General features: G+C 36.4%; 26 protein-coding genes, 2 pseudogenes and 1 other annotated feature. Of the genes and pseudogenes, 17 read left to right on the top strand and 11 right to left on the bottom strand.

Going from position 1 to position 26,030, the window contains the following annotated elements:
* The first annotated feature begins 110 nt into the window (after positions 1–110).
* The 5 genes from GZ63_RS0111340 (at position 111) to proS (ending at position 4,497) form a co-directional block, all read left to right on the top strand.
* Positions 111–1,013: a YIEGIA family protein gene (locus tag GZ63_RS0111340; RefSeq protein WP_029269612.1), complete on the top strand. Its 903-nt coding sequence runs from the start codon at positions 111–113 to the stop codon at positions 1,011–1,013.
* Complete coding sequence (locus GZ63_RS0111335) at positions 1,013–1,204, top strand: capping complex subunit for YIEGIA (protein ID WP_029269610.1); 192 nt, start codon at positions 1,013–1,015, stop codon at positions 1,202–1,204. The genes GZ63_RS0111340 and GZ63_RS0111335 overlap by 1 nt, the downstream gene beginning before the upstream one ends.
* Before the next feature lie 102 nt (positions 1,205–1,306).
* A complete protein-coding gene (locus GZ63_RS0111330) occupies positions 1,307–1,795 on the top strand; it encodes a DUF456 domain-containing protein (RefSeq protein WP_029269608.1) in 489 nt (162 codons plus the stop codon).
* A gap of 26 nt (positions 1,796–1,821) precedes the next feature.
* Complete coding sequence (thiD, locus tag GZ63_RS0111325) at positions 1,822–2,658, top strand: bifunctional hydroxymethylpyrimidine kinase/phosphomethylpyrimidine kinase (RefSeq protein ID WP_029269606.1); 837 nt, start codon at positions 1,822–1,824, stop codon at positions 2,656–2,658.
* A gap of 108 nt (positions 2,659–2,766) precedes the next feature.
* Positions 2,767–2,990 (top strand) — a binding site (T-box leader).
* A 109-nt stretch (positions 2,991–3,099) separates the two neighbouring features.
* Complete coding sequence (gene proS / locus GZ63_RS0111320; RefSeq protein ID WP_390337480.1) at positions 3,100–4,497, top strand: proline--tRNA ligase; 1,398 nt, start codon at positions 3,100–3,102, stop codon at positions 4,495–4,497.
* Between the two features lie 47 nt (positions 4,498–4,544).
* Here the strand turns inward: proS and trhO are convergent, their stop codons facing one another.
* Entirely contained in the window at positions 4,545–5,522 is a 978-nt protein-coding gene (trhO, locus tag GZ63_RS0111315; protein ID WP_029269602.1) for an oxygen-dependent tRNA uridine(34) hydroxylase TrhO, read from the bottom strand.
* Between the two features lie 705 nt (positions 5,523–6,227).
* On the opposite strand from trhO, the gene GZ63_RS18610 reads away from it, so the two are divergent.
* A complete protein-coding gene (locus tag GZ63_RS18610) occupies positions 6,228–6,353 on the top strand; it encodes a hypothetical protein (RefSeq protein ID WP_264175932.1) in 126 nt (41 codons plus the stop codon).
* Between the two features lie 200 nt (positions 6,354–6,553).
* Here the strand turns inward: GZ63_RS18610 and GZ63_RS18840 are convergent.
* The 5 genes and pseudogenes from GZ63_RS18840 to GZ63_RS0111285 form a co-directional block, all read right to left on the bottom strand.
* Positions 6,554–6,756: pseudogene (locus GZ63_RS18840) on the bottom strand (endonuclease); the annotation flags it as partial.
* 18 nt (positions 6,757–6,774) lie between these two features.
* Positions 6,775–7,074, bottom strand: coding sequence for a S8 family serine peptidase (locus GZ63_RS0111300; RefSeq protein ID WP_029269598.1), 300 nt, complete (start codon positions 7,072–7,074; stop codon positions 6,775–6,777).
* Positions 7,075–7,309: 235 nt separating this feature from the next.
* On the bottom strand, positions 7,310–8,740 hold the full coding sequence (locus GZ63_RS0111295; RefSeq protein ID WP_029269596.1) for a carbon starvation CstA family protein: 1,431 nt from the start codon (positions 8,738–8,740) through the stop codon (positions 7,310–7,312).
* A gap of 304 nt (positions 8,741–9,044) precedes the next feature.
* Positions 9,045–10,292 carry a CynX/NimT family MFS transporter gene (locus GZ63_RS0111290; RefSeq protein WP_038221204.1) on the bottom strand — a complete coding sequence of 416 codons (1,248 nt, stop codon included), beginning with the start codon at positions 10,290–10,292 and terminating at the stop codon, positions 9,045–9,047.
* Between the two features lie 76 nt (positions 10,293–10,368).
* A complete protein-coding gene (locus GZ63_RS0111285; RefSeq protein ID WP_029269593.1) occupies positions 10,369–11,046 on the bottom strand; it encodes a FadR/GntR family transcriptional regulator in 678 nt (225 codons plus the stop codon).
* 191 nt (positions 11,047–11,237) lie between these two features.
* Between GZ63_RS0111285 and hmpA the strand changes: the two genes are divergently transcribed.
* The 4 genes from hmpA to GZ63_RS0111265 all read left to right on the top strand — a co-directional run bounded on the left by hmpA (position 11,238) and on the right by GZ63_RS0111265 (position 14,003).
* Entirely contained in the window at positions 11,238–12,458 is a 1,221-nt protein-coding gene (hmpA, locus tag GZ63_RS0111280; protein WP_029269591.1) for an NO-inducible flavohemoprotein, read from the top strand.
* A 265-nt stretch (positions 12,459–12,723) separates the two neighbouring features.
* Positions 12,724–12,921, top strand: coding sequence for a cold-shock protein CspD (gene cspD, locus GZ63_RS0111275; RefSeq protein ID WP_029269589.1), 198 nt, complete (start codon positions 12,724–12,726; stop codon positions 12,919–12,921).
* An 87-nt stretch (positions 12,922–13,008) separates the two neighbouring features.
* Positions 13,009–13,704: a class I SAM-dependent methyltransferase gene (locus GZ63_RS0111270; RefSeq protein WP_029269587.1), complete on the top strand. Its 696-nt coding sequence runs from the start codon at positions 13,009–13,011 to the stop codon at positions 13,702–13,704.
* 14 nt (positions 13,705–13,718) lie between these two features.
* Positions 13,719–14,003, top strand: a complete 285-nt coding sequence (locus tag GZ63_RS0111265; RefSeq protein WP_029269585.1) for a hypothetical protein — start codon at positions 13,719–13,721, stop codon at positions 14,001–14,003.
* A gap of 27 nt (positions 14,004–14,030) precedes the next feature.
* On the opposite strand, the pseudogene GZ63_RS16725 reads toward GZ63_RS0111265, so the two are convergent.
* A pseudogene (locus tag GZ63_RS16725) lies at positions 14,031–14,908 on the bottom strand (NAD(P)-dependent oxidoreductase).
* 287 nt (positions 14,909–15,195) lie between these two features.
* Here GZ63_RS16725 and GZ63_RS0111255 point away from each other — a divergent pair.
* Positions 15,196–15,819 (top strand): TraR/DksA C4-type zinc finger protein, encoded by a 624-nt coding sequence (locus GZ63_RS0111255; RefSeq protein ID WP_051681477.1) that lies wholly within the window; start codon positions 15,196–15,198, stop codon positions 15,817–15,819.
* A gap of 36 nt (positions 15,820–15,855) precedes the next feature.
* Here the strand turns inward: GZ63_RS0111255 and GZ63_RS0111250 are convergent, their stop codons facing one another.
* Positions 15,856–17,124 carry a S1C family serine protease gene (locus tag GZ63_RS0111250; RefSeq protein ID WP_029269582.1) on the bottom strand — a complete coding sequence of 423 codons (1,269 nt, stop codon included), beginning with the start codon at positions 17,122–17,124 and terminating at the stop codon, positions 15,856–15,858.
* Positions 17,125–17,289: 165 nt separating this feature from the next.
* Here GZ63_RS0111250 and GZ63_RS0111245 point away from each other — a divergent pair, with 165 nt between their 5' ends.
* The 3 genes from GZ63_RS0111245 to typA all read left to right on the top strand — a co-directional run bounded on the left by GZ63_RS0111245 (position 17,290) and on the right by typA (position 21,218).
* Positions 17,290–17,976, top strand: coding sequence for a response regulator transcription factor (locus tag GZ63_RS0111245; protein ID WP_029269580.1), 687 nt, complete (start codon positions 17,290–17,292; stop codon positions 17,974–17,976).
* A gap of 2 nt (positions 17,977–17,978) precedes the next feature.
* Positions 17,979–19,307, top strand: a complete 1,329-nt coding sequence (locus tag GZ63_RS0111240) for a sensor histidine kinase (protein WP_029269578.1) — start codon at positions 17,979–17,981, stop codon at positions 19,305–19,307.
* Between the two features lie 87 nt (positions 19,308–19,394).
* Entirely contained in the window at positions 19,395–21,218 is a 1,824-nt protein-coding gene (gene typA / locus GZ63_RS0111235; RefSeq protein ID WP_029269576.1) for a translational GTPase TypA, read from the top strand.
* 91 nt (positions 21,219–21,309) lie between these two features.
* On the opposite strand, the gene GZ63_RS17910 is transcribed toward typA, so the two are convergent.
* Together GZ63_RS17910 and GZ63_RS0111225 are read right to left on the bottom strand one after the other, a co-directional pair.
* Complete coding sequence (locus tag GZ63_RS17910; RefSeq protein WP_156947725.1) at positions 21,310–21,453, bottom strand: YfhE family protein; 144 nt, start codon at positions 21,451–21,453, stop codon at positions 21,310–21,312.
* 99 nt (positions 21,454–21,552) lie between these two features.
* On the bottom strand, positions 21,553–22,248 hold the full coding sequence (locus GZ63_RS0111225) for a hypothetical protein (protein ID WP_029269574.1): 696 nt from the start codon (positions 22,246–22,248) through the stop codon (positions 21,553–21,555).
* 482 nt (positions 22,249–22,730) lie between these two features.
* On the opposite strand from GZ63_RS0111225, the gene GZ63_RS0111220 reads away from it, so the two are divergent.
* Together GZ63_RS0111220 and GZ63_RS0111215 are read left to right on the top strand one after the other, a co-directional pair.
* Positions 22,731–23,762 carry a PTS sugar transporter subunit IIC gene (locus GZ63_RS0111220; RefSeq protein ID WP_029269573.1) on the top strand — a complete coding sequence of 344 codons (1,032 nt, stop codon included), beginning with the start codon at positions 22,731–22,733 and terminating at the stop codon, positions 23,760–23,762.
* 202 nt (positions 23,763–23,964) lie between these two features.
* Positions 23,965–24,285, top strand: coding sequence for a thioredoxin family protein (locus GZ63_RS0111215; protein ID WP_029269571.1), 321 nt, complete (start codon positions 23,965–23,967; stop codon positions 24,283–24,285).
* 93 nt (positions 24,286–24,378) lie between these two features.
* Here the strand turns inward: GZ63_RS0111215 and GZ63_RS0111210 are convergent, their stop codons facing one another.
* The gene (locus GZ63_RS0111210) at positions 24,379–25,026 is read right to left on the bottom strand and encodes a VOC family protein (protein WP_029269569.1); all 648 of its coding nucleotides are present in this window, start codon (positions 25,024–25,026) and stop codon (positions 24,379–24,381) included.
* A 175-nt stretch (positions 25,027–25,201) separates the two neighbouring features.
* On the opposite strand from GZ63_RS0111210, the gene GZ63_RS0111205 reads away from it, so the two are divergent.
* Positions 25,202–25,888 carry a response regulator transcription factor gene (locus tag GZ63_RS0111205; RefSeq protein ID WP_029269567.1) on the top strand — a complete coding sequence of 229 codons (687 nt, stop codon included), beginning with the start codon at positions 25,202–25,204 and terminating at the stop codon, positions 25,886–25,888.
* The last annotated feature ends 142 nt before the right edge of the window (positions 25,889–26,030 follow it).

Raw genomic sequence — 26,030 nt, 5'->3', positions numbered from 1 at the left:
ATCCTCATTTCTATTTGCACTATATTCTTATCTTACACAAATTCATAAAAAATAAAAAAAAGTAAAGCCTAACAACGATAAGTTATTTTGGAGCTAAAGGAAGGATTTAAATGCCATTATCGATACTCAAAGAGCCAGAATTTCTTGGCATTGTAATTGGGTTGCTGTTTGGAATAATTGCTAAAATTATGTTGCTTCGTACAGATTATCGCCAATATCCGACATATCCGCATGGAAAAGTTATTCATATGTCATTAGGCGTCATTGCAGCAGGATTAGGAGCTTTAGTTGTTCCGGCTCTTTTAAGTAAAGAATATACAGCTGTTACTTTTTTGACACTTGCTGCACAACAGTTCAGAGATGTCCGGAGAATGGAAAGGGAGACTTTAACGGAAATAGATGATTTAGAACTTGTTCCCCGTGGTAATGCCTATATTGAAGGGATAGCAATGGTTTTTGAAGGAAGAAACTATTTAGTTATTTTTAGTGCACTTATCGCATCCCTGTTTACAGTTTTATTCGTATGGTATTGGGGTGTAGTTGCCGGTATTTTATCATTACTTGTAGCTAAAATGTTTCAAAAGGGAAAAAGTATCGAACATATTGCAGATGTTCATATTGCAGATGTGAAAATTGAAGATCCGGATTTATTTGTAGAATCCATTTACATCATGAACGTTGGTTTAAGAGAGGATATTGAGATTATTAAAGAAAATGGAGTTGGTCTGGTACTTACTCCTAAAAATGATAATTCCAAAGTTACGCTCTCGGGACTTGGACAGCGTCAGGCTTTATTGCATAATTTGTCCACATTATTAGGTGTCTATCGTGATTCAGGTGAACCTACACTGATACCTATGGCGAAACTTGACTTAGAAAGCGGGAAATTAGCAATTTTCATTTTACCACGTGAAAAGGATCCCCAAAAAATTCTTAGAGCTGTTAAAGGGGCCCCTATTGTGGAGAATTCAGTTCGTATGCCCACAGAAGCATATAAAGGAGGTAAGGCATAATGGCAGAAATCGTTGCTGTTGTTACATTGAATCCTGATCAAATTTCCGGTGGTGTTCCAATTTTTGTTGCAGAGAATAAAGAGGAAAGAGAGAAGGTTGCCTTTTCTTTAGAAAAAATTATGGATGCTTCTGCACATGATTTAGTAAATGGATCTATTATATTGGTTGATCATAAAGCTAAAACAAAATAATAGGGAGAAAACAAATATCTTTTAAAGCATCTCTGTTGTAAAATAGAGATGCTTTTCTAGATTAAATTTTTACATATACCAGAGGGAGAGGAGGAGAAGTTATTGAATGTTTTGCTATGGATTCTGATTGTAGCTCTGTTTATATTGAGTTTCATTGGTGTGATTTATCCTATTATTCCATCAGTATTGTTGCTCTGGGGAGGATTTTTACTTTATCATTTCTTTCTATCCGGATCCGGAGACGATTTAACAATGATGTTCTGGATTGGAATGCTAATTCTTACTTTATTAATAATTATTTCTGATATAATAGCAAATAGTTATTTCGTGAAAAGATTTGGAGGAAGCAAATGGGGCGAACGTGGTGCAGCGATTGCTGTAATCGTAGGTTCATTCATAATACCGCCGTTTGGTATTTTGATTATCCCTTTTATTGTAGTTTTTATTATTGAAATGCTACAAAGAAGAACCCCCTTACAAGCGTTACGTGCGTCGATTGGTTCTTTAATTGGCTTTTTAGGAGGGGCTATTTCTAAAGTAGTCATTCAGGCAACCATGATCATATGGTTTTTAATTACTATCATATTTTAATTGGGAAAGGAATGATACATATGAATATGAATTATCCTTCACGTGTCATAACAATTGCGGGATCAGCTGCTGGGGGAAGTGCAGGAATTCAAGCAGATTTGAAAACATTTCAGGAACTGGATGTTTATGGAATGAGCGTTGTAACGGCAATTGTTGCAAGACATCCGCAAACCGATAAAAATGTGCATCCAATGACAATCGAAGCAATTGAAGCGCAATTTGCAACAGCTATGAAGCAAGTGGGCACAGATGCTCTAAAAACAGGAATGCTTTTCTCAAAAGAGGTTATTGAAAAAACTGCCGAATTGATCGATCAAAGTTCAATCGAAAATATTGTTGTTGATCCAGTTATGGTTGGAAAGTTAGATTCAAAGCTTTTAAAAGATGATGCAATTGAGGCATTAAAAGAAAAGCTATTGCCACAAGCGACTTTAATTACACCAAACATGCCGGAAGCATCCTTCTTATTAGATGGAAGAAGCTTAAATAAGGTGGAAGATTTAAAGCGGGCTGCAAAGGATCTTCATCAATTAGGCCCAAATTATGTACTGGTCAAAGGCGGAAGATTAGAAGGACCAGCAGTTGATGTCTTATTTGATGGTAAAAAGTTGACCGTACTAGAAGCACCTCGAATTGATACAGTAAATACAAGCGGTGCAGGTTGTTCCTATTCAGCAGCTATTACCGCCTACCTAGCAAAAGGAAAATCTATTGTGGAAGCTGTTAAACAAGCTAAAGGTTTTGTCACTACAGGAATTGAATATGGATTTTCATATACGGAAATGGTTGGACCGACTTATCATGCAGCAATGCGTAAGTACGGACAAGCGCATGAAATTAAAGAAAGTCAATACACGCTTTAATTTGAAGGGGAGGTTGTCTAAAAAGACAGTTAACATTCAGCCACTTTATTTCTTTCATTACTCCAACTTGACTTTAGGTTTTTATATCTATATATTAGGAAATGTATAAATGAAACGTTGATAAGGACTAGTATAGTTTGTTTTCTTTTCAGAGAGGAAATGGTTGCTGCAAATTTCTAAAGAAAACGATTAGAACCTACCTTAAAGTTCGCCATCAGAAAAGCTAAGCAGGCTAGAAGGTGTGCGCGGTCACCTGACCGTTATTAAACAAAGTGTACAGTGGCATGATTTACTGTAAACAAGGGTGGTACCACCAGACCTCGGTCCCTTTTTGGATGGAGGATTTTTTGTATGTCTAAATGAAAAAGTAATCAAAATAACGTTATAAAGCAGGTGTGTAGATTGAGTAAAAAGAAACAATTTGTTGAAAAAGTAACGCCAATGGAAGAAAACTTTGCACAGTGGTACACAGATGTTGTAAAGCAAGCAGGATTAGTTGATTATGGACAAGTGCGGGGAACGATGATTATTAAGCCATATGGTTATGCTATCTGGGAAAACATCCGCGATGAGTTAGATAGGAAATTTAAAGAAACTGGGCATTCCAATGTTGCCTTTCCATTATTTATACCAGAAAGCCTCCTGCAAAAAGAAAAGGATCATGTAGAAGGTTTTGCACCGGAAGTTGCCTGGGTAACACATGGTGGGGATGAAGAATTAGCAGAGCGCATTGCAGTGCGTCCAACTTCAGAAGTGCTGTTTTGTGAATACTACTCTAAAAACATCCATTCCTATCGAGATTTGCCAATGCTGTATAACCAATGGGCGAATGTAGTGCGCTGGGAAAAAACGACACGCCCATTCTTGCGTTCATCCGAATTTCACTGGCAAGAAGGACATACTGCACATGCTACGGCCGAGGATGCTTCGGAGGAAACAGAAAGAATGTTAGGTATTTATGCTGATTTGACAGAGAAGTATTTGGCAATCCCGGTTATTCGTGGACGTAAAACGGAAAAAGAGAAATTTGCAGGAGCTAAATATACATTAACAATTGAAAGTTTAATGCATGATGGGAGAGCATTGCAATCTGCAACATCACATCATTTTGGCCCGGAATTTGCAAAAGCATTTGATATTACGTATTTAGATGAAAATGGTGATACTCAATTTGTCCATCAAACATCATGGGGTCTTTCAACACGTATTATGGGCGCATTGATTATGGTTCATGGAGATAATAGGGGATTGGTTGTGCCACCACGCATTGCTCCAACTCAAGCTATAATCCTGCCAATAGCGCAACATAAAGAAGGTGTTTTAGATAAAGCGTATGACCTTCGTGATCAACTCAAAGACATTGTTCGTATCGATATCGATGCAAGTGATAAAACACCTGGGTGGAAGTTTAATGAGTCCGAAATGAAAGGGATCCCAGTACGGATTGAAATGGGACCAAGAGATATTGAAAAAGATCAAGTTGTGCTTGTACGACGCGATACCGGTGAAAAAGAATTTGTTCCACTTAATGAGTTAAAGGAACGTTTGCCGAATGTATTAGAGGAAGTTCAGCAAAATTTGTATAATAAAGCATTAGCTCATCGAGACAGTAAAACAAGTACTGCAACAACAATGGAGGAATTTAATCAAACGCTTGATGAAAATCCCGGTTTCATTAAAGCAATGTGGTGTGGCGATGTAGCTTGTGAGGAAAAAATTAAAGAGGAAACCCAGGCAACATCCCGCTGTATCCCATTTGAACAGGAAAAAGTTGCTGACACATGTGTTTGCTGTGGAAAAGAAGCAAAAGAAATGATCTACTGGGCGAGAGCTTATTAAGAGAAAATACTTAAATGAAAAGACGGCCAATGACGGCCGTCTTTTTATTACGCTTTTTGTTTCATTTGTTCTTCTCTTTCAATAATGTCCAGTCTGCGTTGAATTTCTTCTTCAGCTAAGTCATGTTCTTTTATATACAGGCTGCGTGGGCTTGTGCGGCATTCATGCGTACATCCGCGCATATATTTATGTTCGTTTTCTTCCGAACAGAGAATTTGTTTGTTGCAATCTGGATCTGCACAGTTCACGTAACGTTCACATGGTTTGCCGTCAAAATAATCAACCCCGACAGTAACATGTTCTTTTCTGTTTATTGGTACGGAAATGCGCTCATCAAAAACATAACATCTGCCATCCCATAGTTCACCTTGAACCTCAGGATCCTTTCCGTATGTTATAATACCACCGTGAAGTTGCGAAACATCCTCGAAGCCTTCTCTTAATAACCAGCCGGAAAATTTCTCACAACGAATACCACCTGTACAATATGCTAGGATACGTTTGCCTTCAAGAAGATGACTATTTTCTTGTACCCATCCCGGTAATTCACGGAATGTTTCAATGTCAGGCCGGATCGCACCGCGAAAGTGCCCAAGGTCATATTCATAATCATTTCTAGCATCAAGAATGACAGTATCTTCTTCCCGCATCGCTTGTAGAAATTCCTTTGGCTCTAAATAATTTCCTGTTGTTCTCTTCGGATTTATATCATCTTCTAAGCGAAGTGTGACTAATTCTTTACGAGGGCGTACATGCATTTTCTTAAAAGCGTGCCCGTCATGCGGATCAACCTTAAAAGCCATATTAGCAAATTGTGGATCATTATGCATCGTTTCCATATATTTGTTGGTTTGTTCAACTGTTCCGGAAACCGTCCCGTTGATTCCTTCGTGGGCAACTAAAATGCGGCCCTTTAGTTCTAAGTCATTACAAAATTGAAGATGTTCTTTGGCAAATGCCTCAGGATCTTCAATTCGGACATAGTTATAATACAATAAAACCTGATAATTTTTATTGCCTTCCATTTGTGAATACCACCTATCATTTATATTTGCAAGATACAAATGTTTGGGGTTTTTTATTAATTTATATTCTTGCACAAAAGTTATTATAACAGTGTTTTGCCTAATTTAAAAGTAAAATAATTTTCCGACTACCTTTAATGAAACTTACTAAAATAATTAACGCTTTAGAGAAAATATGTTATAGTCGGTGATTTCATTTCATGAATAACTCAATTTGAATAAAACAATTATCTTTAAAATATCTTCTAATCATTTTTGTTCTAAGTAAATTATTATTTTACCAAAGAATCTATTGTTTATTAGACTTCTAATTATATTTCACATTTGTTCACCGGAATAAGATCCAAGTTCCTAATCTGGTACCTAAAAAAGTTCATAACTGGTACTTTTTATTATATCAGATAATTGTCATACTTATTACTATATTCGAATAAGGGGCATGACGCTGAAGTATAATAGGGAACTAAACTAGAAGAAAGTTGGCTATTGTCATTCTGTCGAAAAAACTCACAGATTGTAAGCGATTTCTGCGATTTTATACGATGATATCAAACTGGTGTTGGACAAAGAAGGTAATGATGTGTATTGTCAAATATTACTGTAAGCAGACGTTAAATGGTGTTATCTACAGAACTCAAAGGTAGATGTTGCTGAATCAGAAAAATAGAAATCACGTAGATAAGTCACAAGGAGTGAAGTATTTATATGAATAAGAATTTCTCGAAATCAATGTCGATGACAGACGTTTTATTTTTAGCCATGGGGGCTATGCTTGGTTGGGGATGGGTTGTTCTATCAGGTGAGTGGGTAGTACTCTTTGAGTTGGCCTAGTGAGTGGTTGATATTAGGAGTTTGGTGTCTTATTGGATTTGCTTTATATATCACGCAATCCAAAAAAACTACAGTTAAAAGCACTGATAGAAAGATACAAACTAGCTAAAGTTATAGACAAGAGAGCCGTTGATATAATGGCTCTCTGTTTATGCTTAGAGTATTTTTCAAGACAGAACAACAAAAATATAGAAATACTGTTAACGTTTTTTAAAATGTTGGGCTATCTTCTCTGGAAAATCAATAAATGGGTTGCGATTGCCTTGAATTCTTGAATAGCTTGATTACGGTGCTTCTCATATAAATCTGGTGGGAACTGTTGGTGCCATGCTAATAACAATTCTGTATCGATTTCTTCTCTGTATGATTTTTCAATTTCATCTGGATATCTTATCAAAAAATATTGTGATAATAGTTATTTTTACCGTGAACAGCCTTTTTGTTTGAAAAGAGAAATGATAATGTGCTGTCCTACGGTAATGATTTTCTGGCAAATGCCTGGCGAAGATATATTTTCTTCATTTGGTCCATCATTACCAGCAGCTGCACATACAATAATTCCTTCTGCCCACGCTTGATTAACTGCTTGCACCATCGGACCCTCATCCTCTGATGCTGCGCTTCCTAATGATAAGGATAAAATATGAATGTCGTATTTACATTTGTTTTCAATGCACCAATCCACACCAGCAGTAATATCAGACAAAGAACCAGAACCCATTTGGTTTAGCACATTCCCATGGTGAGGAACAGGTTTTAATTTTACTAGTAGAGGGGGGACTAGAACGGTATTGAAGTAATTATTTCCTTTTTCATTATTTTGAAGAGAGAGGAAATAGAAGAACATCAAAGAGGTATAGCGACTTTAAGGTTCGGTTAGAAGATAGATTTAGAAATGAAAAGAATCAGTAAACATAATTAGAGGGTGGACGCTAGGTGCGCTCACCCTCACCATATTATGCAGCATCTATATCTGTTTTGATATTTTCTTCTTTATTCATTCTGGCTTTCTTGAAGAACAATACAGTCAGGATAACAGTTAAAATGAACCCTATAATAAACGATACATTTAAGTTTAAATTAAATCCTATTTTCTCACTCAGAATATAGACAAATACCATATAGGTAATAAAGAAAGCAGGTACAAATGCAACAAGGTAATTTTTCCCTTTAATGATCAGGTACATCGTTGCTATCCATAATGCAATAGCAGCTGTTGTCTGGTTGGCCCAAGAAAAATATCTCCACAGAATATTAAAGTCAATTTGAGTAAGCAAAGCAGATAAACCAAACAAAGGAATAGCAATCAACAAACGTTTGCCTAATTTTTTTTGACCAATATTTACATAATCAGCAATAATGGATCGGGCAGCACGGAATGCTGTGTCACCCGACGTGATCGGGAGTACGATAGCTCCAAGCACCGCAACTGTTCCGCCAACTGCACCCAGAAGGGTCATTGATACCTCATTTACAACGGCAGAAGGGGTACCTGTGTTAATCAATTCATTTAATGTTTGTCCATCAAGAAGACTCATTGCTGCAGCAGCCCATATCATTGCTATAATTCCTTCTGCAATCATCATTCCGTAAAATACATAGCGTCCTTGTGACTCTTTTTCCACTGTCCTGGATATGATTGGTGATTGCGTTGCATGAAATCCAGATAGGGCTCCACATGTTATTGTAAAGAACAAGATTGGGAAAATAGGTACGTTATCTGGATGCATATTTGTAAAATGCAATTCCGGGATTTTGTAATCCGAGAATATTAAGGCAACACCCACACCCAACGTTCCAAGTAAAAGAATCGCTCCGAAATAAGGATAAAATCTACCAATGATTTTATCGATTGGAAGAATGGTGGACATAAGGTAATAAACAAATATTATCGTAATGATTACTCCTAAAGTAAGTTTGCCATCCAATAAAATTTCTAATAAAGATGCTGGAGTCGTGACAAATACAGTACCTACTAAAAGAAGAAGCAAAAGAGAAAATATGTTGACAATATGTTTTGAAAAATTGCCTAGAAATTTACCTGCCAACGCCGGAATATGTGCTCCTTTATTCCGAATGGATATCATGCCAGTTAAATAGTCATGTACTGCACCGGCAAAAATAGACCCCAGAACGATCCACAAAAATGCTACAGGACCGAATAACGCGCCCATAATCGGTCCAAATATAGGACCAGTTCCAGCTATATTTAGTAATTGTATCAAAGCATTTCTATGCCTGTTCATTGGAACATAATCTACTCCATCATTATTCGCATAGGCAGGAGTTTTGCGTGAACTGTCTGGATCAAATTGTCTTTCTATATATTTTCCATACGTAAAATAGCCAGTAATCAGTAGTATGATTGAAACAATAAAGGTTATCACTCATCTTCCCCCCTGTACTTTATTTAAACGTTACCATTTCGCATCTGAAGGGTAACTATATCTAAAAAATATGAAATCGTTTACATTATAACAAATTTGATATAATATGACAATGTAATGTCAGAATAAATCAAAATTATTAATTAAATAGCGTTAATGGAACTTATTAGGAAAAAAGTTTTATTTTCTCATAGGGATTATGCCTGGGGGATGGAGGGGTTTTTGGTTCTTTTATTATTATCTTAAAGGACAAAAAAATAGAAGAAATCCTTACTCATAAATGGGACTTCTTCTTATATATTAATTATCCAAGGTGTAAGGAAGAATTCTCTTGTATTTGCGTATCTTCGATAACCCTTTTCTTTCCTGATTCGATACCGACAATTAATATTACTACGGAGATGCCGATTAGCATTAGAAGAGGGACTTGCCAGCCACTCGTGATATCATGCAAAGCTCCAAATAGAACTGGACCTGCAGCGGCTAAAAGATAACCGAATGATTGTGCCATCCCCGACATTTCAGAAGCTTGCTGACCATTGGTTGTGCGAAGTGTAAAAAACATCATAGATAAACTAAACGCACTTCCTGCACCCATTCCTATGAGGATAGCTGATGGGATCATTAGTGATTGAACACTTGATAATAATCCGCCAATACCAGCGATAAATAAAATTGCAGTTATTCCGGCTAACAATTTCTGGTTTTTCATTTTCTCTGCAACAACAGGAATAATAAACGTCAATGGAATAAGAGCAAATTGCATAAGAAATAGCATCCAGCCAGCCGTACTTGAACTATATCCATGGGATTGCAGAATCTCAGGCATCCATGTAATTAAGGTATAAAATATCAATGATTGTAGTCCCATAAACAATGTAATATTCCATGCTAATGGAGAACGCCATATGCTTTTTCCTTTTTGGGATGGGCTATCCTCTTTTGCCTTTGGTGATTTCTGTTCTCTAAACAATTGCGGCATCCAAACAAGCAAGGCAATCATAGCAGGGATACCCCAAAATGCAAGCGCCCCTTGCCATCCCATGTTTCCGATAGTGGAAATAGGAACACTTAAGCCGGATGCTAAAGCACCAAACAGATTCATGAAAACTGCATATATTCCTGTCATTACTCCAACTTTAAAAGGGAAGTTCATTTTTATGAATCCAGGTAATAACACGTTTCCAAATGCAATGGCTAAGCCAATGAGAATGGTTCCGGCAAACAACGATACAGAACCGAAAAATGATCGTACAATGATTCCTATGGCTAATAGTAATAAAGAAATAAATATTGTCCGTTCCATCCCAAACCGATTTGCTATTTTCGGAGCAAATGGGGAAAGGAATGCAAACGCAAGTAAAGGTAGCGTAGTAATGCTGCCAGCTAATGCATTACTAATTTCTAAATCGTCACGTATGAATGAAATTAAGGAGCCAACGGATGTTAAAGGTGCTCTTAGGTTCGCACCAATTAAAATAATTCCGATTAATAAGATCCAAGTTGGGCCATGCCCGCGATTTTTTTCTAAAGTTGAAATATTTTTTTCCAAAATGATGCCTCCGTATCTATGATTTCTATTTCAAAAGATTATAATAAAATAGTGGTTCAGTCTTGAATATGGCTAACTACCTACTTAATCTTTTTTTAAATTCATTAATATATTCGTTGACATACTTTGTTGCGTCTTCTACATTTTTTTGACAAATTGCTTCTAACAGTTCGCTATGTATCTCTTTTTCATAGTCAAATTCAGAATCCATGACCATTACATCCTGTATGGAGAAGTATAAAGGATCTGTCATGTGTTCATATAAATCCTGGAGCAGTTGATTATTTGCAGCTTTTACTAATGATTTGTGGAATTTAATATCTGCTGAAATGAATTCCTCTAGTTCACCTTTGTCAGCCGCATTTCGGCATTGTTTAATGCATGTTTTTAGTATATCTATATCTTCTTCACCTCTGCGTTTTGCAGCAAGCTGAGCTGCTTCCCTTTCCAACGCTAGTCGGACTTCTAAAGTTTCTACCAAATTGGATTTTGCGATATGACGATGCATAGTAGCCTCTAAAGCACTTGAAGAGCGCACAATCGTGCCGCTTCCTTGCTTTGTTTCTAATAATCCTGCATGAACTAAAGCATGTATTGCTTCCCTTAGTGTATTTCGGCTAACTTCAAATTTCTCCATCAATTCCATTTCCGGTGGAAGTTTACTTCCAACGGTCCAATGACCGCTTTCAATAAGATTCTCTATTTGGGAAATAACTTGTTCTACTAAGGACATGCGATTTGCTTTTTTTAACATTTTCTACGCCCCTTAAAAGTTGTAGGATGATTGGTTTATAGGATATATTAACATGATTGGAATCGAATGTAAATCAAGTAGCATGATTGCCTCACTGTAGAAATGATTTATGATTTTTAAAAATAGGGTAAAGAGATGTTGAATGGATAAAATAACAATGTCATCAATATGTTTAAGGAAGGAGAAAGGAAATGCTTGATGCAAAAACAATAGAAGTCGTTAAGGAAACTGCTCCTATATTAAAAGAGCACAGTCAAGAAATTGGAGAAAGATTTTATGAGTTGTTATTCTCTCGTGTACCTGAGTTATATAACATGTTTAACCAAACAAACCAAAAGCGCGGCATTCAGCAAGGTGCATTAGCATATGGCGTTTATTTAGCGGGAGCTAATATTGATAATTTAAAGGCGGTTCAGTCAATGGTGAAGAGGGTTACGGAAAAACACCGTGCCTTAGGCGTTCAGCCTAGCCAATATCCAATTGTGGGGGAAGCTTTGATTGATGCTGTGAAAGATGTATTAGGTAATGCGGCAACCAATAATATTATTGAAGCGTGGGAAAAGGCTTATCAAGCTATTGCAGATATTTTTATTAAAATTGAAAGTAAACTTTATCAACAAACGGAACAACAACCAGGTGGTTGGATCGGGAACCGTTCTTTCTATGTGGATAAAAAAGTAAAAGAGAGTGAAGTCATTACCTCTTTTTATTTAAAGCCTAAAGATGGTAAAACTCTTCCTGCTTACAAAGCGGGGCAATATCTAACCATACAAGCAGATATTGACGGTGAAAAATATTCGCATATCCGACATTACAGCTTGTCAGATGCTCCTAATAAGGAGTATTATCGTATCAGTGTGAAACGTGAAGATGCAAAGGAAGGTGTACCAGCTGGAATCGTATCAAACTATCTCCATAATGATGTTTCAGAAGGGGATACTTTACCCATTACAGCTCCAGCTGGTGATTTCACCTATTCATCAGACAAGCAGCCGATTGTTCTGCTAAGTGGAGGAGTGGGTATAACTCCAATGATGAGCATGCTCAATACATTGATAAAGACACATGCAGAACGTGAAATCACATTTATTCACGCAGCTCAAAATAGTAAGGTTCATGCGATGAAGGAACATGTGAAGAAGTTGGCGGAGGAACTTCCGAATGTAACATCATATGTATGTTACTCGCATCCTACAGATCGTGATCGAGCCGAAAAATTTTATGACAAAGAAGGCTTTGTTGATTTAGACTGGCTAAAAGAGGTGTTATCAGATAACCAAAAAGATTTTTATTATTGTGGGCCTCTTCCCTTTTTGAAAGCAATAGACAGTGCGCTTCAGGAATGGGATGTCCCAAAAGAAAATCGTAATTATGAATTATTTAGTCCGATAAGTACGATAGAGGAGGCTTAAATTTTAAACACTTCGTTAACAGTGAAAATCAAAAAGGTTTTGTGAAAGGTGTACCAGCATATTTCTATTGTTTTAAAAGGTAAATATAATTTTTTGCTAAATTTGTATAGAAATACTTGCATTCTTCGCTCAAAACAAGTAAAGTAATAAATAGCAAAAGGAAATTGAAGTTTCACTAATACTTTACGATCTCTTTATCAAAGTGGTGTAAAGGTATTTGATTCAATTATACTTTGCACGATATTTGTATAAGGAGGTCATTTTAATGACTGGTAAAGTAAAATGGTTTAACGCAGAAAAAGGATTCGGTTTCATCGAGCGTGAAGACGGAGACGATGTATTCGTACACTTCTCAGCTATCCAAGCAGAAGGTTTCAAAACACTTGAAGAAGGTCAAGAAGTTGAATTTGAAATCGTTGAAGGTAACCGTGGACCACAAGCAGCTAACGTTGTTGCTCAATAATATAAAATGAAAAAAAGGCTTATCTCATGCGAGATAAGCCTTTTTTACGTTATAATGACTCAAAGATACAGAATCTGGGGGGATTACATGAAAAGCACTTTTGATTGGCAAAAAGAATCCCAAACACAATGGGATAATCAAGCAATATCCTGGAGTGAAAGAAGCAGCAGCTTGTGGAAGGGCGGAAACCGGAAGGACATTATAGCTTTCATTGAAAAGCATTTTGAAAAAGGAAGTAAAATGTATGATATTGGTTGTGGGGATGGGTACGCCTCTTATCAATTACATCATGCTGGTTTTGACGTAACTGGAATAGATATCTCTCGTAAAATGATTGCTCTTGCAAAAGAAAAATATGCTCAAGAAAAAATACCTTTTTTGCAGGGTGATCTGATTGAGTTACCATTAGAAAATAATAGTTGTGATGGATTGATGGCAATCAATGCACTTGAATGGATTGAAGTACCTGCTAAGGGGATATCAGAACTGGAGCGTGTGGTTAAAAAAGGAGGTTTCATGTGTATCGCTGTTTTAGGACCTACTGCTGGCCCAAGAGCCAAGAGTTTTCCGCGTCTTCATGGGCATAAAGCAGTTTGTAATACAATGATGCCATGGGAATTCCAACAACTTGTAGCAGAATATAATTTGGAATATGTAGATGGCTTCGGTGTTTACAAAAAAGGTGTCGAAATGAAACAAATTCAACATTTGCCATTAGAATTAAAGCAAGCACTATCCTTTATGTGGGTGTTTATGCTTAGAAAAGCGGGTGATGCATCGTGAATAACCATAAGGAGATGGAGGATAAAGTAATTGAAAGCTACAAAAATGATGAAAAGATGATGATTTTAGTTTATGCCCAGTGGTGTATTAATAATGATTTTGACCCAAAAGAAATGTATAAGAAGGCTTATCCTGATCAAATGAAAAATCATGCATTAAGGGAAGCATTGGAAATGACTGTTGCCAAGCAGGAATCCGAGTATATCCCGGATGCCACTGTGCTGAATGTTCTTCAGCTTTTTGGAAATGATGATTTAGCTTTTATTGTTCAGGAAGCAATCGAAAAACGCGGAAAATAGACTTTATATTCCGCGTTTTCCTCAGGTTTATTTTTGTTCAAATAACTTGATTAAAGCTTGTGTACCACTGTCTGCTTCACCATTCTCTGCAAGCTCCTGATAAAGCTCCAGAGATAGAGCAAGTCCGGGGGTGAATAGTCCCATTTCACGTGCAGATTCAAGGGCGATTGTCATATCTTTAATGAAGTGTTTTACAAAAAATCCAGGAGCAAAATCTCCTTTAATCATGCGTGGCGCTAAGTTTGATAAGGACCAGCTTCCTGCAGCTCCCGTTGTAATACTGTCCAGTACCCTAACAGGATCTAAACCAGCTTTCTTCGCGTATATAATTGCTTCAGTTACACCAATCATATTTGTTGCAATGGTAATTTGATTGCATAATTTAGTATGCTGCCCTGCACCAGCCGGACCTTGTAAAATAATATTTTCACCAAGAATTTCAAATAAGGGAGCAAGATAATCAAAATCTTTTTGCTCACCTCCGATCATGATGCTAATTTGCCATTTTTAGCTCCAACATCTCCACCGGAGACAGGCGCATCTAATGCATAAAGTTTATTTTCCTTCGCTTTTTGAAAAATATCTTGAGCCAAAGCAGGCTTTGAAGTGGTCATGTCAACAACATAGGTACCAGCTTTAGCATTAGCAAGAATGCCAGCAGCTCCGAAATAAACTTCTTTCACGTCAGTCGGATATCCGACCATGGTAATGATCACATCTGCAGAATGACTAATATCAGCGACACTTTCTTTCCATACAGCGCCTTGATCCAATAAATCCTTTGCTTTCCCTTTTGTTCGTGTATGTACTGTAATAGGATATCCAGCGTTTAGTAAGTTAGACGCCATACTTTTTCCCATAACTCCTGTACCAATAAAGCCAATTGTATTATCTTTTGATAACATTTTCCTCATCCCTCCATCCTTATTTTTCAATGCTAGTAAAACACAATAATAAGAACGTTTCTCTCCTTTATCAGTATAACAATAATTATTTTAAAGAACCAAAGAAAAGTATAAAAATTCAAATTAGATATAAAAATCAAACTTCCATAATTGTGATCGTATTCCATGTATTCCCAGAATCATCCTGAAGCTTTTACACATAGTATAAATAGTAATCATTTTTATGAGAATGGAGGCTTTCGCTGTGATAACACAAGAACAAAAAAAAACGATGTAAAGATCAGCTTATGAAACGTCAAGCAGAGCTCATCCGCCAAGTGCAAGATCACTTTGGAATGGCATATGAATTTTCACAGGAATCCATTGGCGAGCTTTCCAATTATGATAACCATCCTGCGGATCATGGGACAGAATTGTATGAGAGGGGAAAGGATCTAGCTTTAAATGAACATGCAGAAACAGAATTGGAGGAAATTAATGAAGCACTTCACGCCATTGATGAAGGAACGTATGGTATTTGTAGTAAGTGTGGAGCAGATATTCCTTTTGAACGTTTAAAAGCGGTACCAACTACAGAATTTTGTATCGAACATGCGGATCAGGTTGGATTTGAGCGATCCCGTCCAGTCGAGGAAAAGGTGTTTAGTCCGAACATCAATCCAAATGAAGGAACAGAAGAAGAACAAGTAGGTTATGACGCTGAGGACGCTTGGCAAGAAGTGAGTCGTTATGGTACTTCCGAAACTGCCTCAGATTTTTATGGCGATCGAGATAATTATGATGAAATGTATCCAAATAGTGATGAACGCGTTGGATCCGCTGAAGATGTAGAGGAATTTCTATCTGCTGATATAGATGGGAAATATAATGGCAAGACACCAAATCATGAAAAATATGAAGAAGATTTATAAAAAGATTGCCTCATCATCTGCTGAGGCAATCTACTCTTACTCTTCACGTTTTGCTAAGTTTAAATTTGCGGTTTGAGGTTCGCCATCACGGTAAAACTCTAATTTAACAGTATCACCTATTTCTGTTTGAGAATACATATATTTTCTTAGCTCTAAAATAGATGTGACTGCATGATCATTGATTTTTGTAATGATATCGAATTGCTTTAACCCTGCTTCTTCAGCTGGTGAATCTGTTTGAACATCCGCTACAACCATACCTCCTTCAATGTCTTCGGGTAATTGAATTTCACTTCTATATTGCGGTGGCACTTGATTTAATGAAGCTGTACTAATTCCAATAACAGGACGAGCAACCTTTCCTTTTGATTCCAGTTGTTCCATGATAGATAAGGCGGAATCGATAGGAATCGCAAACCCTATTCCTTCAACAGTTTGCTTAGCTATTTTCATGGAGTTAATTCCAATTACCTCTCCATCTTCATTTACTAAAGCTCCTCCACTATTTCCAGGGTTAATCGCAGCATCGGTTTGAATTACTTCCGTTATCCAGTCAGGCTGCCTATCTCCATTTGTATCAAGACGAACGGAACGGTTTAATCCACTTATAATTCCTTTTGTAAGAGAGTTTGCAAATTCCATGCCTAGTGGATTTCCAATGGCAACAACTGTTTCTCCAGCTTTTAAGTCCTTGGATGTACCGAGCTTAGCTACAGTATCTATTTTTTCTCCGTCAATTTGCAAAACAGCTAAGTCCGTTAATTCATCGGACCCTAAAACCTTTGCCTTGATCCGTTCGTCATCATTCAAAGCAACTTCTACTTCTTTTGCATTTTCTACGACGTGATGATTTGTTACAATGTATGCTTTTCCGTTTTCTTTCTTATAAATAATCCCAGACCCAGTCCCTGCTTCTTGATTCGGTGTCCATATATCTTGTCGTTGAAGATTAATCACACCTACTACTGCATCCGAAACTTGTTCAAGATTACTGGAAACATTTGCATCTTCCGAACTTAATGTTTTTGTGACTTCAGCAGTTTCCTTATCCGAATGCGAACTTGTTTCAGGTGTATTTGTATCCTTATTCGAACTAATTGGAGAGCTAATATTGGTTGAAAATAATAAAACTACGATAACAGCAGAAATGATTCCACCCACAATTCCCCCAAATAAGGTGTTTTTCCAAGCTCCTTTTTGTTTCTTCGAGACGGGTGATAATGGACTTTTTCCTTCTGATTGAAGGTTTTGGTTGTTTATATCAGAGTAATTTTGTTCCGTTTGATTGTTATCATTATGATCCATATTTTATCTCCCTTCATTTCTAATCTTTATTTATGTTACTATTTCATCTGGGTATAGCATTGGTGAAATTGTGGAAAAAATGTGTAAAAATTCATTTTCATGTTCAGGATGAATAACTTATGTAAAAATAGATGTAACCTAACCATAACGAATAGGAGGACGCTAATGAGTAACCATATAGGTATAGTCGAAGATGATCCAAATATCCAAAATATTGTAGCTGCCTACTTGAAAAAAGATGGATTTACGGTAACAGTTCTTGGTTCTGCAGAGCAAGCTTGGGATCTATGGGAAGGCAACCCTCCTGATATGTGGGTATTAGACATCATGCTCCCTGGGATGGATGGATATGAGTTCTGTAAAAAGATACGCAGAGAAAGTGAAGTGCCAATTATTATTATTTCTGCTAAAGATGAGGAAATCGACAAGATACTTGGTCTTGAATTAGGTGGAGATGACTATTTGACAAAGCCATTCAGCCCGCGGGAATTAGTAGCACGCGTGAAACGTTTATTCAAGCGGACACATTATAAGGCTGATCATGACGATTCACTGCCCCAAAAGGTAAAAGCAGAGAACTTATTAATTTATAAAGATGATCGCCGACTATTTTGGAGGGGGGAGGAAAGAGATGTAACTACAAAAGAGTTTGATATGCTTCTATTGTTTGCTGAAAATCCTAATCGAGCTTTTTCACGAGAAGAACTTTTAATTAGAGTGTGGGGAAATGACTATTTTGGAAGTGACCGAGCAGTAGATGACTTGATAAAGCGGATTCGAAAAAAACTGGTGGATATCCCTCTAGAAACAGTATGGGGTTTTGGATATCGTTTGAGAAATGAAGGTTCATAGGCATGAAACTGCAATTTCAGCTTAATGCTGCTTTTACTGCATTATTAATTGTTATCATGACAGTAACCGGTTTTGTAATTTATTCTTTAATCTTAGAGTTATTAATACAAGACGAACACCGGCAATTAGAACAAAAAGGAGAATTACTCGTAAATATCCTAAATAAGGAATATCGTTCGGATCCAAGTATTCAAGAAATAAGTGCATTTTTACGAGAACAAGATTTGCAGATGTTCATGTATGATCATCATAATCAACATGTGCTATTTTCAACTATGCCTAGTGAAGTGATTCAAGGTTTTCTTTCAAATAATCATATAGAGAATAGTGATGAGTTATGGGAATACGGAAAAAACAAATATGTATCATCAAAAATATTATTTTATCCGCCAAATAGTGGTCTAGAACTAATCTTATTAACACCACTTAAGGATTTACAGGCTGTACAGCAAAATTTCTTCGTAAGGTTGCTGATTGTTTTCTTAATTGGAGCCATGGCAGCTGTCATCCTGAGCTACTTTTTAACGAATAAATTAGTTACGCCGCTTACTCGGTTGAAAAGACAATTAAAAAAAATAGAAAAGCGACAGTTTGATGATATTGAAAGAATAAAAGCCTCAGGAGAAATAAAAGAAGTAGAGCAAAGTGTTTTTGAGATGGCCAGTGAACTGCAAAGATATATGAGATCACAGCAAACCTTTTTTCAAAATGCCAGTCATGAACTAAAAACACCATTAATGACAATACAGGGTTATGCTGAAGGGATTCGGGATGGCATTTTTGATAAGGAGGACAGGGAAAGAGGCCTAGAGATTATGGTTTCTGAAGTGAATAGATTGAAAAAAATTATTAATGAAATGATCTTACTGGCTAAATTAGATAGCGAACAAACCATTTACCAAAAAAATGAAATAAGTGCCAAGAACCTCATTAATCAAGTAATGGATCGTACGCTTCCACTTGTGAATGAACGGGAAATAACACTGCACCACGATGTGGATGATACGATCACATTTGTTGGAGACGAAGAAAAGCTGCTTAGAGCATTATTAAATCTAACGATTAATGGGATCCGCCATGCAAATACACAAGTTTATATTACCGTAAAAACCGAAAATAAAAGAAAAGTGATTATGATTGAAGATGATGGTAAAGGTATTTCTGAGGATGTACTGCCACATCTATTTCACCGATTTGTAAAAGGTAAAGGTGGAGAAACTGGTTTAGGACTGGCAATTGCACGTGCTATTGTTGAACAGTCTGGCGGAAGTATAACAGTAGGTGATTCAAGCCTAGGTGGAGCTAAATTTATAGTTACATTTTTTATGTAAAGTTACACTATGATTTTTATTTCATCTTTTTTTATGATATAATAGTTCAGTTGAAAAACAGTCGGTTTTTAAGAGGAGCGTACGTTTATGCAATTAAGAGAAGATATTCGCAATATTGCTATTATAGCCCATGTTGATCATGGAAAAACAACACTTGTGGACCAGCTATTAAAATATTCTGGTACATTCCATAAACATGAGCAGGTAGATGACCGTGCAATGGACTCAGGTGATATTGAAAAAGAACGTGGAATCACGATTTTGGCAAAAAATACAGCAATTAACTATAAAGATACATCTATAAATATTTTAGATACGCCTGGTCATGCTGACTTTGGTGGAGAAGTAGAACGAATTATGAAAATGGTTGATGGTGTTCTTTTGGTAGTTGATGCATATGAAGGTACAATGCCGCAGACACGCTTTGTATTAAAAAAGGCATTAGATCAAGACTTAACGCCAATTGTTGTGTTAAATAAAATAGATCGGCCAAATGCTCGGCCGGAAGAAGTTGTTGATGAAGTGCTTGACCTCTTTATCGAATTAGGCGCAAACGATGAGCAAATTGAATTTCCGGTTATTTATGCATCAGCGCTAAATGGTACTTCTGGGGAAGAACCGGATGAGCAGGAAGAAACAATGGATCCAATTTTTAAAACGATTTTGGAATACATTCCGGCACCAGCAGATACGAAAGAAGAGCCGCTTCAATTTCAAGTTACTTTGCTTGATTATAATGAATATGTAGGACGGGTAGGTATTGGCCGCATATTTCGCGGTAGTATAAGAGTCGGACAGCAAGTCGTAGTTCTAAAGAAAGATGGTACAAAGAAGGCATTTCGGGTTAGTAAATTATTCGGCTTCAAAGGTTTAAAACGGGTGGATATCAAAGAAGCTCAAGCTGGAGATATCGTTGCAGTTGCAGGAATGGAAGATATTAATGTAGGAGAAACGATTTGCCCGCAGGACCATCCGGAAGCTTTGCCAATGTTGCGGATAGATGAACCAACATTACAAATGACTTTTGTTGTAAATAATAGCCCGTTTGCAGGAAAAGAAGGAAAGTATATTACATCTAGAAAAATAGAAGAGCGGTTAATGACACAATTGGAGACGGACGTAAGTTTGCGTGTCGATCCAACTGAATCACCAGATGCCTGGATTGTCTCGGGCAGGGGAGAATTGCACTTATCCATTCTGATAGAAAATATGCGCAGAGAGGGCTTTGAATTACAATTATCTAAACCACAAGTTATTATCAAAGAGATTGATGGTGTGAAATGTGAGCCATTTGAACGTGTGCAAGTCGATGTTCCTGAAGAATATACAGGTCCCGTTATGGAATCATTAGGTGCACGAAAAGGTGAAATGCTCGATATGGTAAACCATGGAAATGGACAAGTCCGTATCGAATTTAAAGTACCTTCACGCGGGCTTATCGGTTACACAACAGAATTTATGTCACAAACACATGGCTACGGTATAATCAATCATACATTTGAAGACTATCAACCTGTAGTCAAAGGAAATATAGGTGGAAGAATTCAGGGAGTTCTTGTTGGTTTAGAAAATGGAAAAGCCTCAACTTATGGCATCATGCAGCTGGAAGATCGAGGGGTAATCTTTGTCGAACCAGGGACTGAGATCTATGCAGGTATGATTGTTGGAGAACACAATCGCGAAAATGACTTAACGGTTAATATTACTCGTGAGAAACATTTAACAAATATTCGCTCAGCAACAAAGGATCAAACAGCAACGATTAAAAAGACGCGAGAAATGACTTTGGAAGAGGCGCTGGAATATTTGAATGAAGATGAGTACTGTGAAGTAACACCTGAATCCATTCGTTTACGGAAAAAAATCTTAAACAAAAGTGAACGTGAAAAGGCAGCTAAACGAAATAAATAAAGCAAATAAGCCGGCTAGCTCAAAGTTATGTGCTCGCCGGCTTATTTAAATACTAGTTGGCATGTAGAGTGTGACTATATAAAAATCTAAATTACTTTAAAACAGGGTGTTTACGTTTTGCATGTTTACGAAATCCTCCAGCAATATCAGCTTGTTTAAATGCTCTTCCGTAGTGTACCTCTTGTGCATCTGTTAACTGCAGATTCTTTGTTGGTTGATATTGCGTTTGTTTCATTATGGTTGATATCCTTTCTTAATAGGGAATTTTTGATACATAAATATGTACCCTGTATAAAAATTTACAAAACATTTAAGGAGTATCCTGGCTATGATCTCATGCTTCAATGGTTTCAAGGGCAGTAGTTACTAATGATAGGTACAATCGAGGATCAGGAGAGTGACTAGAAGATAGCTTATGGCGGTGAAATTGTAGAAGCACTTCCCAAGTAACTCGTGGTGTTTCGTTAACAGAAATATGAAACAGATCCATTGGTGAAGTATATATACCATTTCCAATAGGAAAGAGGTATCCAGTTAACAATTCTCCGTTTTTTAGAGGTTCGAAAAGATGGTTCCAGACTGCAACTGTATATTGTTTCGATCCAACAATGTTAATAAGAGTTCCATTTCGCTGGTTCTCTTCTACTGATTTTGTTATATAAAAACCAGGTGAAATAAATTTCCAGTTGGATACAGTATCATGGAAAACAGCACATCTGTCTTTCCATTTGAATTGATTTAACTTTATATACCGTTCTAAAATGGTAGTTCTATCTTTATGAAAAGGTTCATGAAGAATCATCCACCAGACAAGTTGAGGAGAAATACGTTTTATCAAACGTTTTGGTACTTCAATTTCCTTCCCGATTTCATTTATTTTATTTCTTAACGTATTACGAAAATGGACCCATGAGTAGTCATATAATTCTTGGAGAACCCTATATAAATCAATTTGGAGTTTGTCGTAAAGATAAGCAATCGTATTGTTATTTATCTTTCTTTCATCTTCCATAATTATACGCTTTCCCATAAAGTAAATATCCCTCCTGTTACAGTTTTTTCCATACTACCATGTTGCATAAATTACTGCTCAAATTAAATTTGCCTTTGTTAAAAAAATGATTGTTTATATTGCTATTATGATTTACCCTATTTCAAAATTAATGATGTAAATTAGATTTATGCAGTAACATAATACAATTTTAAGTGTGAGATGATTTGAATCTGCCTGATGGCGAAGTAGTTACAAGCAATTATCAGATTCATCATTCTACAATGAAGATTTTTAAACATTAAAATGTAATTTTAAACATAATTAAACTATGATATAGTGAAGGAGTTGTAAATAGGAAGCGATTACATACAGTAGTGAGAAAATAGAACAATAAACTTGTATGAAATCATGCATTGAGAAATGCAGTATGTTCAATAAACGAGTACATATTCAAAAGGATATAAAATGCAAGAAAGAAGATGACAACATATTCAAATACACCAAGAGGAGAGAGCATAATGGAAATTGTCAAAGGAACTGTACTCTTATTTATTGTGTTGGGATGTTTTACCCTTTTTAGCTATAAAGCACCAAAAGGCATGAAAGCGATGAGTGCGTTAGCAAGTGCTGCTATAGCTACTTTTTTAGTGGAAGCTTTTCAGCGGTACGTAGGGGGCGATCTATTACATATTGAATTTTTAGGAGAAGTTGGTGACGCGGCAGGTAGTATGGGTGGTGTTGCAGCTGCATCTCTTGTAGCACTCGCGATGGGAGTCTCACCTGTTTATGCATTGATGTTAGGTGTTTCATGCGCAGGTCTAGGACTTTTACCAGGTTTTATTGCTGGTTATCTCATGTCATTCGTAGTAAAGAAAATAGAAACGAAAATACCAGATGGACTAGATTTGATTGTTACCATTATTGTTGCAGCCCCACTTGTCCGTTTATTAGCGGTATATGCTGATCCGCTTGTTGACGCAACACTGCTAAATATTGGAGGAATTATTACACAAACTACGGATACAAATCCAATTGTTATGGGAATCATTTTAGGTGGTGTCATCACGGTTGTGGCTACAGCACCTTTAAGTTCAATGGCTTTGACCGCCATGTTGGGATTAACTGGTGTACCTATGGCAATTGGAGCTCTAGCAGTATTTGGATCATCTTTTATGAACTTTGTTTTTTTCCATCGGATGAAATTCGGCGACCGAAAAACAACCATCTCAGTTGCAATTGAGCCATTATCACAAGTGGACATTATTTCGGCAAATCCGATACCTGTATATGTAACAAATTTCCTAGGTGGAGCAACATCAGGTATTTTTATTGCATTGTCTGGTTTAGTGAACGGAGCAACCGGAACAGCCACTCCCATCGCAGGATTTGCAGTAATGTATGGGTTTAATGATCCGCTAAAGGTAACTATTATAGCACTACTTTGTGCTTCATTTAGTGCGTTATGGGGATTTATTGGTTCATATCTATTTAAAAACTATAAAATTCGCCGGGTGGACCAGATTCGAGATATGGCTCAAACATCTGCTTAACCGTCACAAAATGGTTTTTAAAAAATGACAATAAACTTTTGTATTACTTTACTAAAAAGTAGGTGTATGAAGTTTGGTTTTCGTATTCGGTATGATTAATCGGTATAATTACCTGTACCATTTTGGTTCTTTTGTTTGTAGCGAATCTTTTAGGAGAGTAGAATATAAACAAAGAATTTAAATTAAATAGGAGTGGTCATCAATGGAAGAGATTAACTCAGAAGATCAATTTAATGAAGTCATCCAAAGTGAAAAACCTATCATCATTAAGTTTTTTGCCGATTGGTGTCCGGATTGTAAACGACTGGATATGTTTATTAATGGGGTTATCGAAGAGTTTAATAATTATGACTGGTACGAAATAAATAGCGATCAAGTGAAAGGTATAGCAGAAAAACATGAAGTAATGGGGATACCTAGTTTGTTGGTTTTTCAAAACGGTGAAAAAAAAGCACATCTGCATAGTGCATATACAAAAACCCCGGAATCAATAACTGAGTTTTTGCATAAGCAATTGGGTTAATAACAAGAAGCTGTTTCCCATATGATTTTGACACTTTAGGAAAACAGCTTCTTTTTATTTTAAGTTCATATTTCATTAACTTAGTGGGGTAGATCAAGCTAAATCAAATCGTAATTTTCTATCATTATCAAAAAATATTTTACTATTAAGTAAATGCAATTGATTTTTATCCAGTTTTCTAGGTTTTAACTGATAAATACGTGCAAATTCTTCTTTTGTTATTCCGCCATATTTAATTTTTGTTATACTTTTTGCATTGGATAGATTTGTCTCAGAAAATACAATATTAGGGTCCTCCCATTCGATTAGGAAAGGAAGAACTTCATCTTTGTAATTATATTCAGGTAAAAGCATTCTCCATTTTAAAATAGTGCCATCTGGTTTCACTCGCTCAGCAGCATAAGGACCTTTATAAGGAATGTTATGCTTTTTAAAGTGAGTAATGTATTTATCTAGTTGTTTTGTACGAAGTGCAAATTGAAAGGCGCCGTATTTATTTTCTTCTAAAACATGAACAAGATGTTGAATAAGCGGGTTTTCAGCTTCTTTTGCCGTCTTAAAATCATAAATATTTATGAATTCCAAATAGCTGGTATTAGAAAAGAATGACAAGTAATTATAAGTACCCCATTCTTCATGTTCTCCGCCCTTGACTACCTTGTTAGCAAACTTACTACTGTACTGAGAAATACTTTCATCCATATCAGGAGTGGCTATAACAATATGATCAAGTTGTAGCATTTTTGAACCTCCTTTAGTTTCGTTTGCTTTTAAATATAATATCTACCTATTATCTACTAAAAATAATATTTCTTGCAAGATTTTTGCTTGTTCCGATTGTTTTTCATATTTAATTACAATTTGGAAATAATTTGCTATAGTACAAGAAAAAGTATATTAGTGAAGGTGAAATTACATGAGTCAACCGAACATTTTAATTGTAGAGGATGAACAAAAATTAAGCAGAGTCTTGCAATTAGAACTTCAATATGAAAATTATACAACATCGATTGCGAATAATGGTAAAGATGCGCTTCAACTGATGGAAGAAAAGGAATGGGACTTGGTTTTACTTGATATCATGCTGCCAGAATTAAGTGGTTTGGAAGTCTTAAGGAAAGTAAGAAGGACAGATAAAACTACCCCTATCATTTTATTGACCGCAAGAGATGAAGTGCATGATAAAGTAAGTGGATTGGATTTGGGTGCTAATGATTATATAACAAAACCGTTCCAAATTGAAGAACTTCTTGCCCGTATCAGAGCGCATTTGCGTCAACGGATGACAATGAATGGACCTACTGATGAAATAATTACTGTAGGCGATTTATCGGTTGATATTCACAAGCACGAAGTAAATCGTTCAAATAAAAATATTGAACTTACCCCGCGTGAATTTGATTTACTTGTTTGTTTGCTGAAAAACAAGAATATTGTCTTAACCCGGGAAAAGCTAATTGAGCAAGTTTGGGGATATGATTTTTATGGTGATACAAACGTTGTAGATGTATATATCCGCTATCTGCGTCAAAAAATTGATAAAGGTTTTGACACACCTTATATTCAAACGGTACGTGGAGTTGGATATACGATAAAGGACTGAGCGAAATGAAACTGCGAACGAAGATTCAATTGTTTTCCAGTCTTTTTATGTTATTAATGATGTTACTTATTAATACCTCCATTTACTTTTTATTTTATAAAATATCTGCCGACAGCGAATTGGATCAATTAGAAACACAAAC

It is taken from the genome of Virgibacillus alimentarius (assembly GCF_000709085.1).
GTDB lineage: Bacteria > Bacillota > Bacilli > Bacillales > Amphibacillaceae > Virgibacillus_B > Virgibacillus_B alimentarius.
This window is presented reverse-complemented; position numbering and strand designations above follow the sequence as displayed.

Excerpts from the sequence above, each read along its gene's own strand:
- GZ63_RS0111340 (WP_029269612.1), top strand. The coding sequence starts at position 111 with ATGCCATTATCGATACTCAAAGAGCCAGAATTTCTTGGCATTGTAATT.
- GZ63_RS0111335 (WP_029269610.1), top strand. The coding sequence starts at position 1,013 with ATGGCAGAAATCGTTGCTGTTGTTACATTGAATCCTGATCAAATTTCC.
- thiD (WP_029269606.1), top strand. The coding sequence starts at position 1,822 with ATGAATTATCCTTCACGTGTCATAACAATTGCGGGATCAGCTGCTGGG.
- proS (WP_390337480.1), top strand. The coding sequence starts at position 3,100 with ATGGAAGAAAACTTTGCACAGTGGTACACAGATGTTGTAAAGCAAGCA.
- trhO (WP_029269602.1), bottom strand. The coding sequence starts at position 5,522 with ATGGAAGGCAATAAAAATTATCAGGTTTTATTGTATTATAACTATGTC.
- GZ63_RS18610 (WP_264175932.1), top strand. The coding sequence starts at position 6,228 with ATGAATAAGAATTTCTCGAAATCAATGTCGATGACAGACGTTTTATTT.
- GZ63_RS0111300 (WP_029269598.1), bottom strand. The coding sequence starts at position 7,074 with ATGGGTTCTGGTTCTTTGTCTGATATTACTGCTGGTGTGGATTGGTGC.
- GZ63_RS0111285 (WP_029269593.1), bottom strand. The coding sequence starts at position 11,046 with ATGTTAAAAAAAGCAAATCGCATGTCCTTAGTAGAACAAGTTATTTCC.
- hmpA (WP_029269591.1), top strand. The coding sequence starts at position 11,238 with ATGCTTGATGCAAAAACAATAGAAGTCGTTAAGGAAACTGCTCCTATA.
- cspD (WP_029269589.1), top strand. The coding sequence starts at position 12,724 with ATGACTGGTAAAGTAAAATGGTTTAACGCAGAAAAAGGATTCGGTTTC.
- GZ63_RS0111270 (WP_029269587.1), top strand. The coding sequence starts at position 13,009 with ATGAAAAGCACTTTTGATTGGCAAAAAGAATCCCAAACACAATGGGAT.
- GZ63_RS0111265 (WP_029269585.1), top strand. The coding sequence starts at position 13,719 with ATGGAGGATAAAGTAATTGAAAGCTACAAAAATGATGAAAAGATGATG.
- GZ63_RS0111255 (WP_051681477.1), top strand. The coding sequence starts at position 15,196 with ATGAAACGTCAAGCAGAGCTCATCCGCCAAGTGCAAGATCACTTTGGA.
- GZ63_RS0111250 (WP_029269582.1), bottom strand. The coding sequence starts at position 17,124 with ATGGATCATAATGATAACAATCAAACGGAACAAAATTACTCTGATATA.
- GZ63_RS0111245 (WP_029269580.1), top strand. The coding sequence starts at position 17,290 with ATGAGTAACCATATAGGTATAGTCGAAGATGATCCAAATATCCAAAAT.
- GZ63_RS0111240 (WP_029269578.1), top strand. The coding sequence starts at position 17,979 with ATGAAACTGCAATTTCAGCTTAATGCTGCTTTTACTGCATTATTAATT.
- typA (WP_029269576.1), top strand. The coding sequence starts at position 19,395 with ATGCAATTAAGAGAAGATATTCGCAATATTGCTATTATAGCCCATGTT.
- GZ63_RS17910 (WP_156947725.1), bottom strand. The coding sequence starts at position 21,453 with ATGAAACAAACGCAATATCAACCAACAAAGAATCTGCAGTTAACAGAT.
- GZ63_RS0111225 (WP_029269574.1), bottom strand. The coding sequence starts at position 22,248 with ATGGGAAAGCGTATAATTATGGAAGATGAAAGAAAGATAAATAACAAT.
- GZ63_RS0111220 (WP_029269573.1), top strand. The coding sequence starts at position 22,731 with ATGGAAATTGTCAAAGGAACTGTACTCTTATTTATTGTGTTGGGATGT.
- GZ63_RS0111215 (WP_029269571.1), top strand. The coding sequence starts at position 23,965 with ATGGAAGAGATTAACTCAGAAGATCAATTTAATGAAGTCATCCAAAGT.
- GZ63_RS0111210 (WP_029269569.1), bottom strand. The coding sequence starts at position 25,026 with ATGCTACAACTTGATCATATTGTTATAGCCACTCCTGATATGGATGAA.
- GZ63_RS0111205 (WP_029269567.1), top strand. The coding sequence starts at position 25,202 with ATGAGTCAACCGAACATTTTAATTGTAGAGGATGAACAAAAATTAAGC.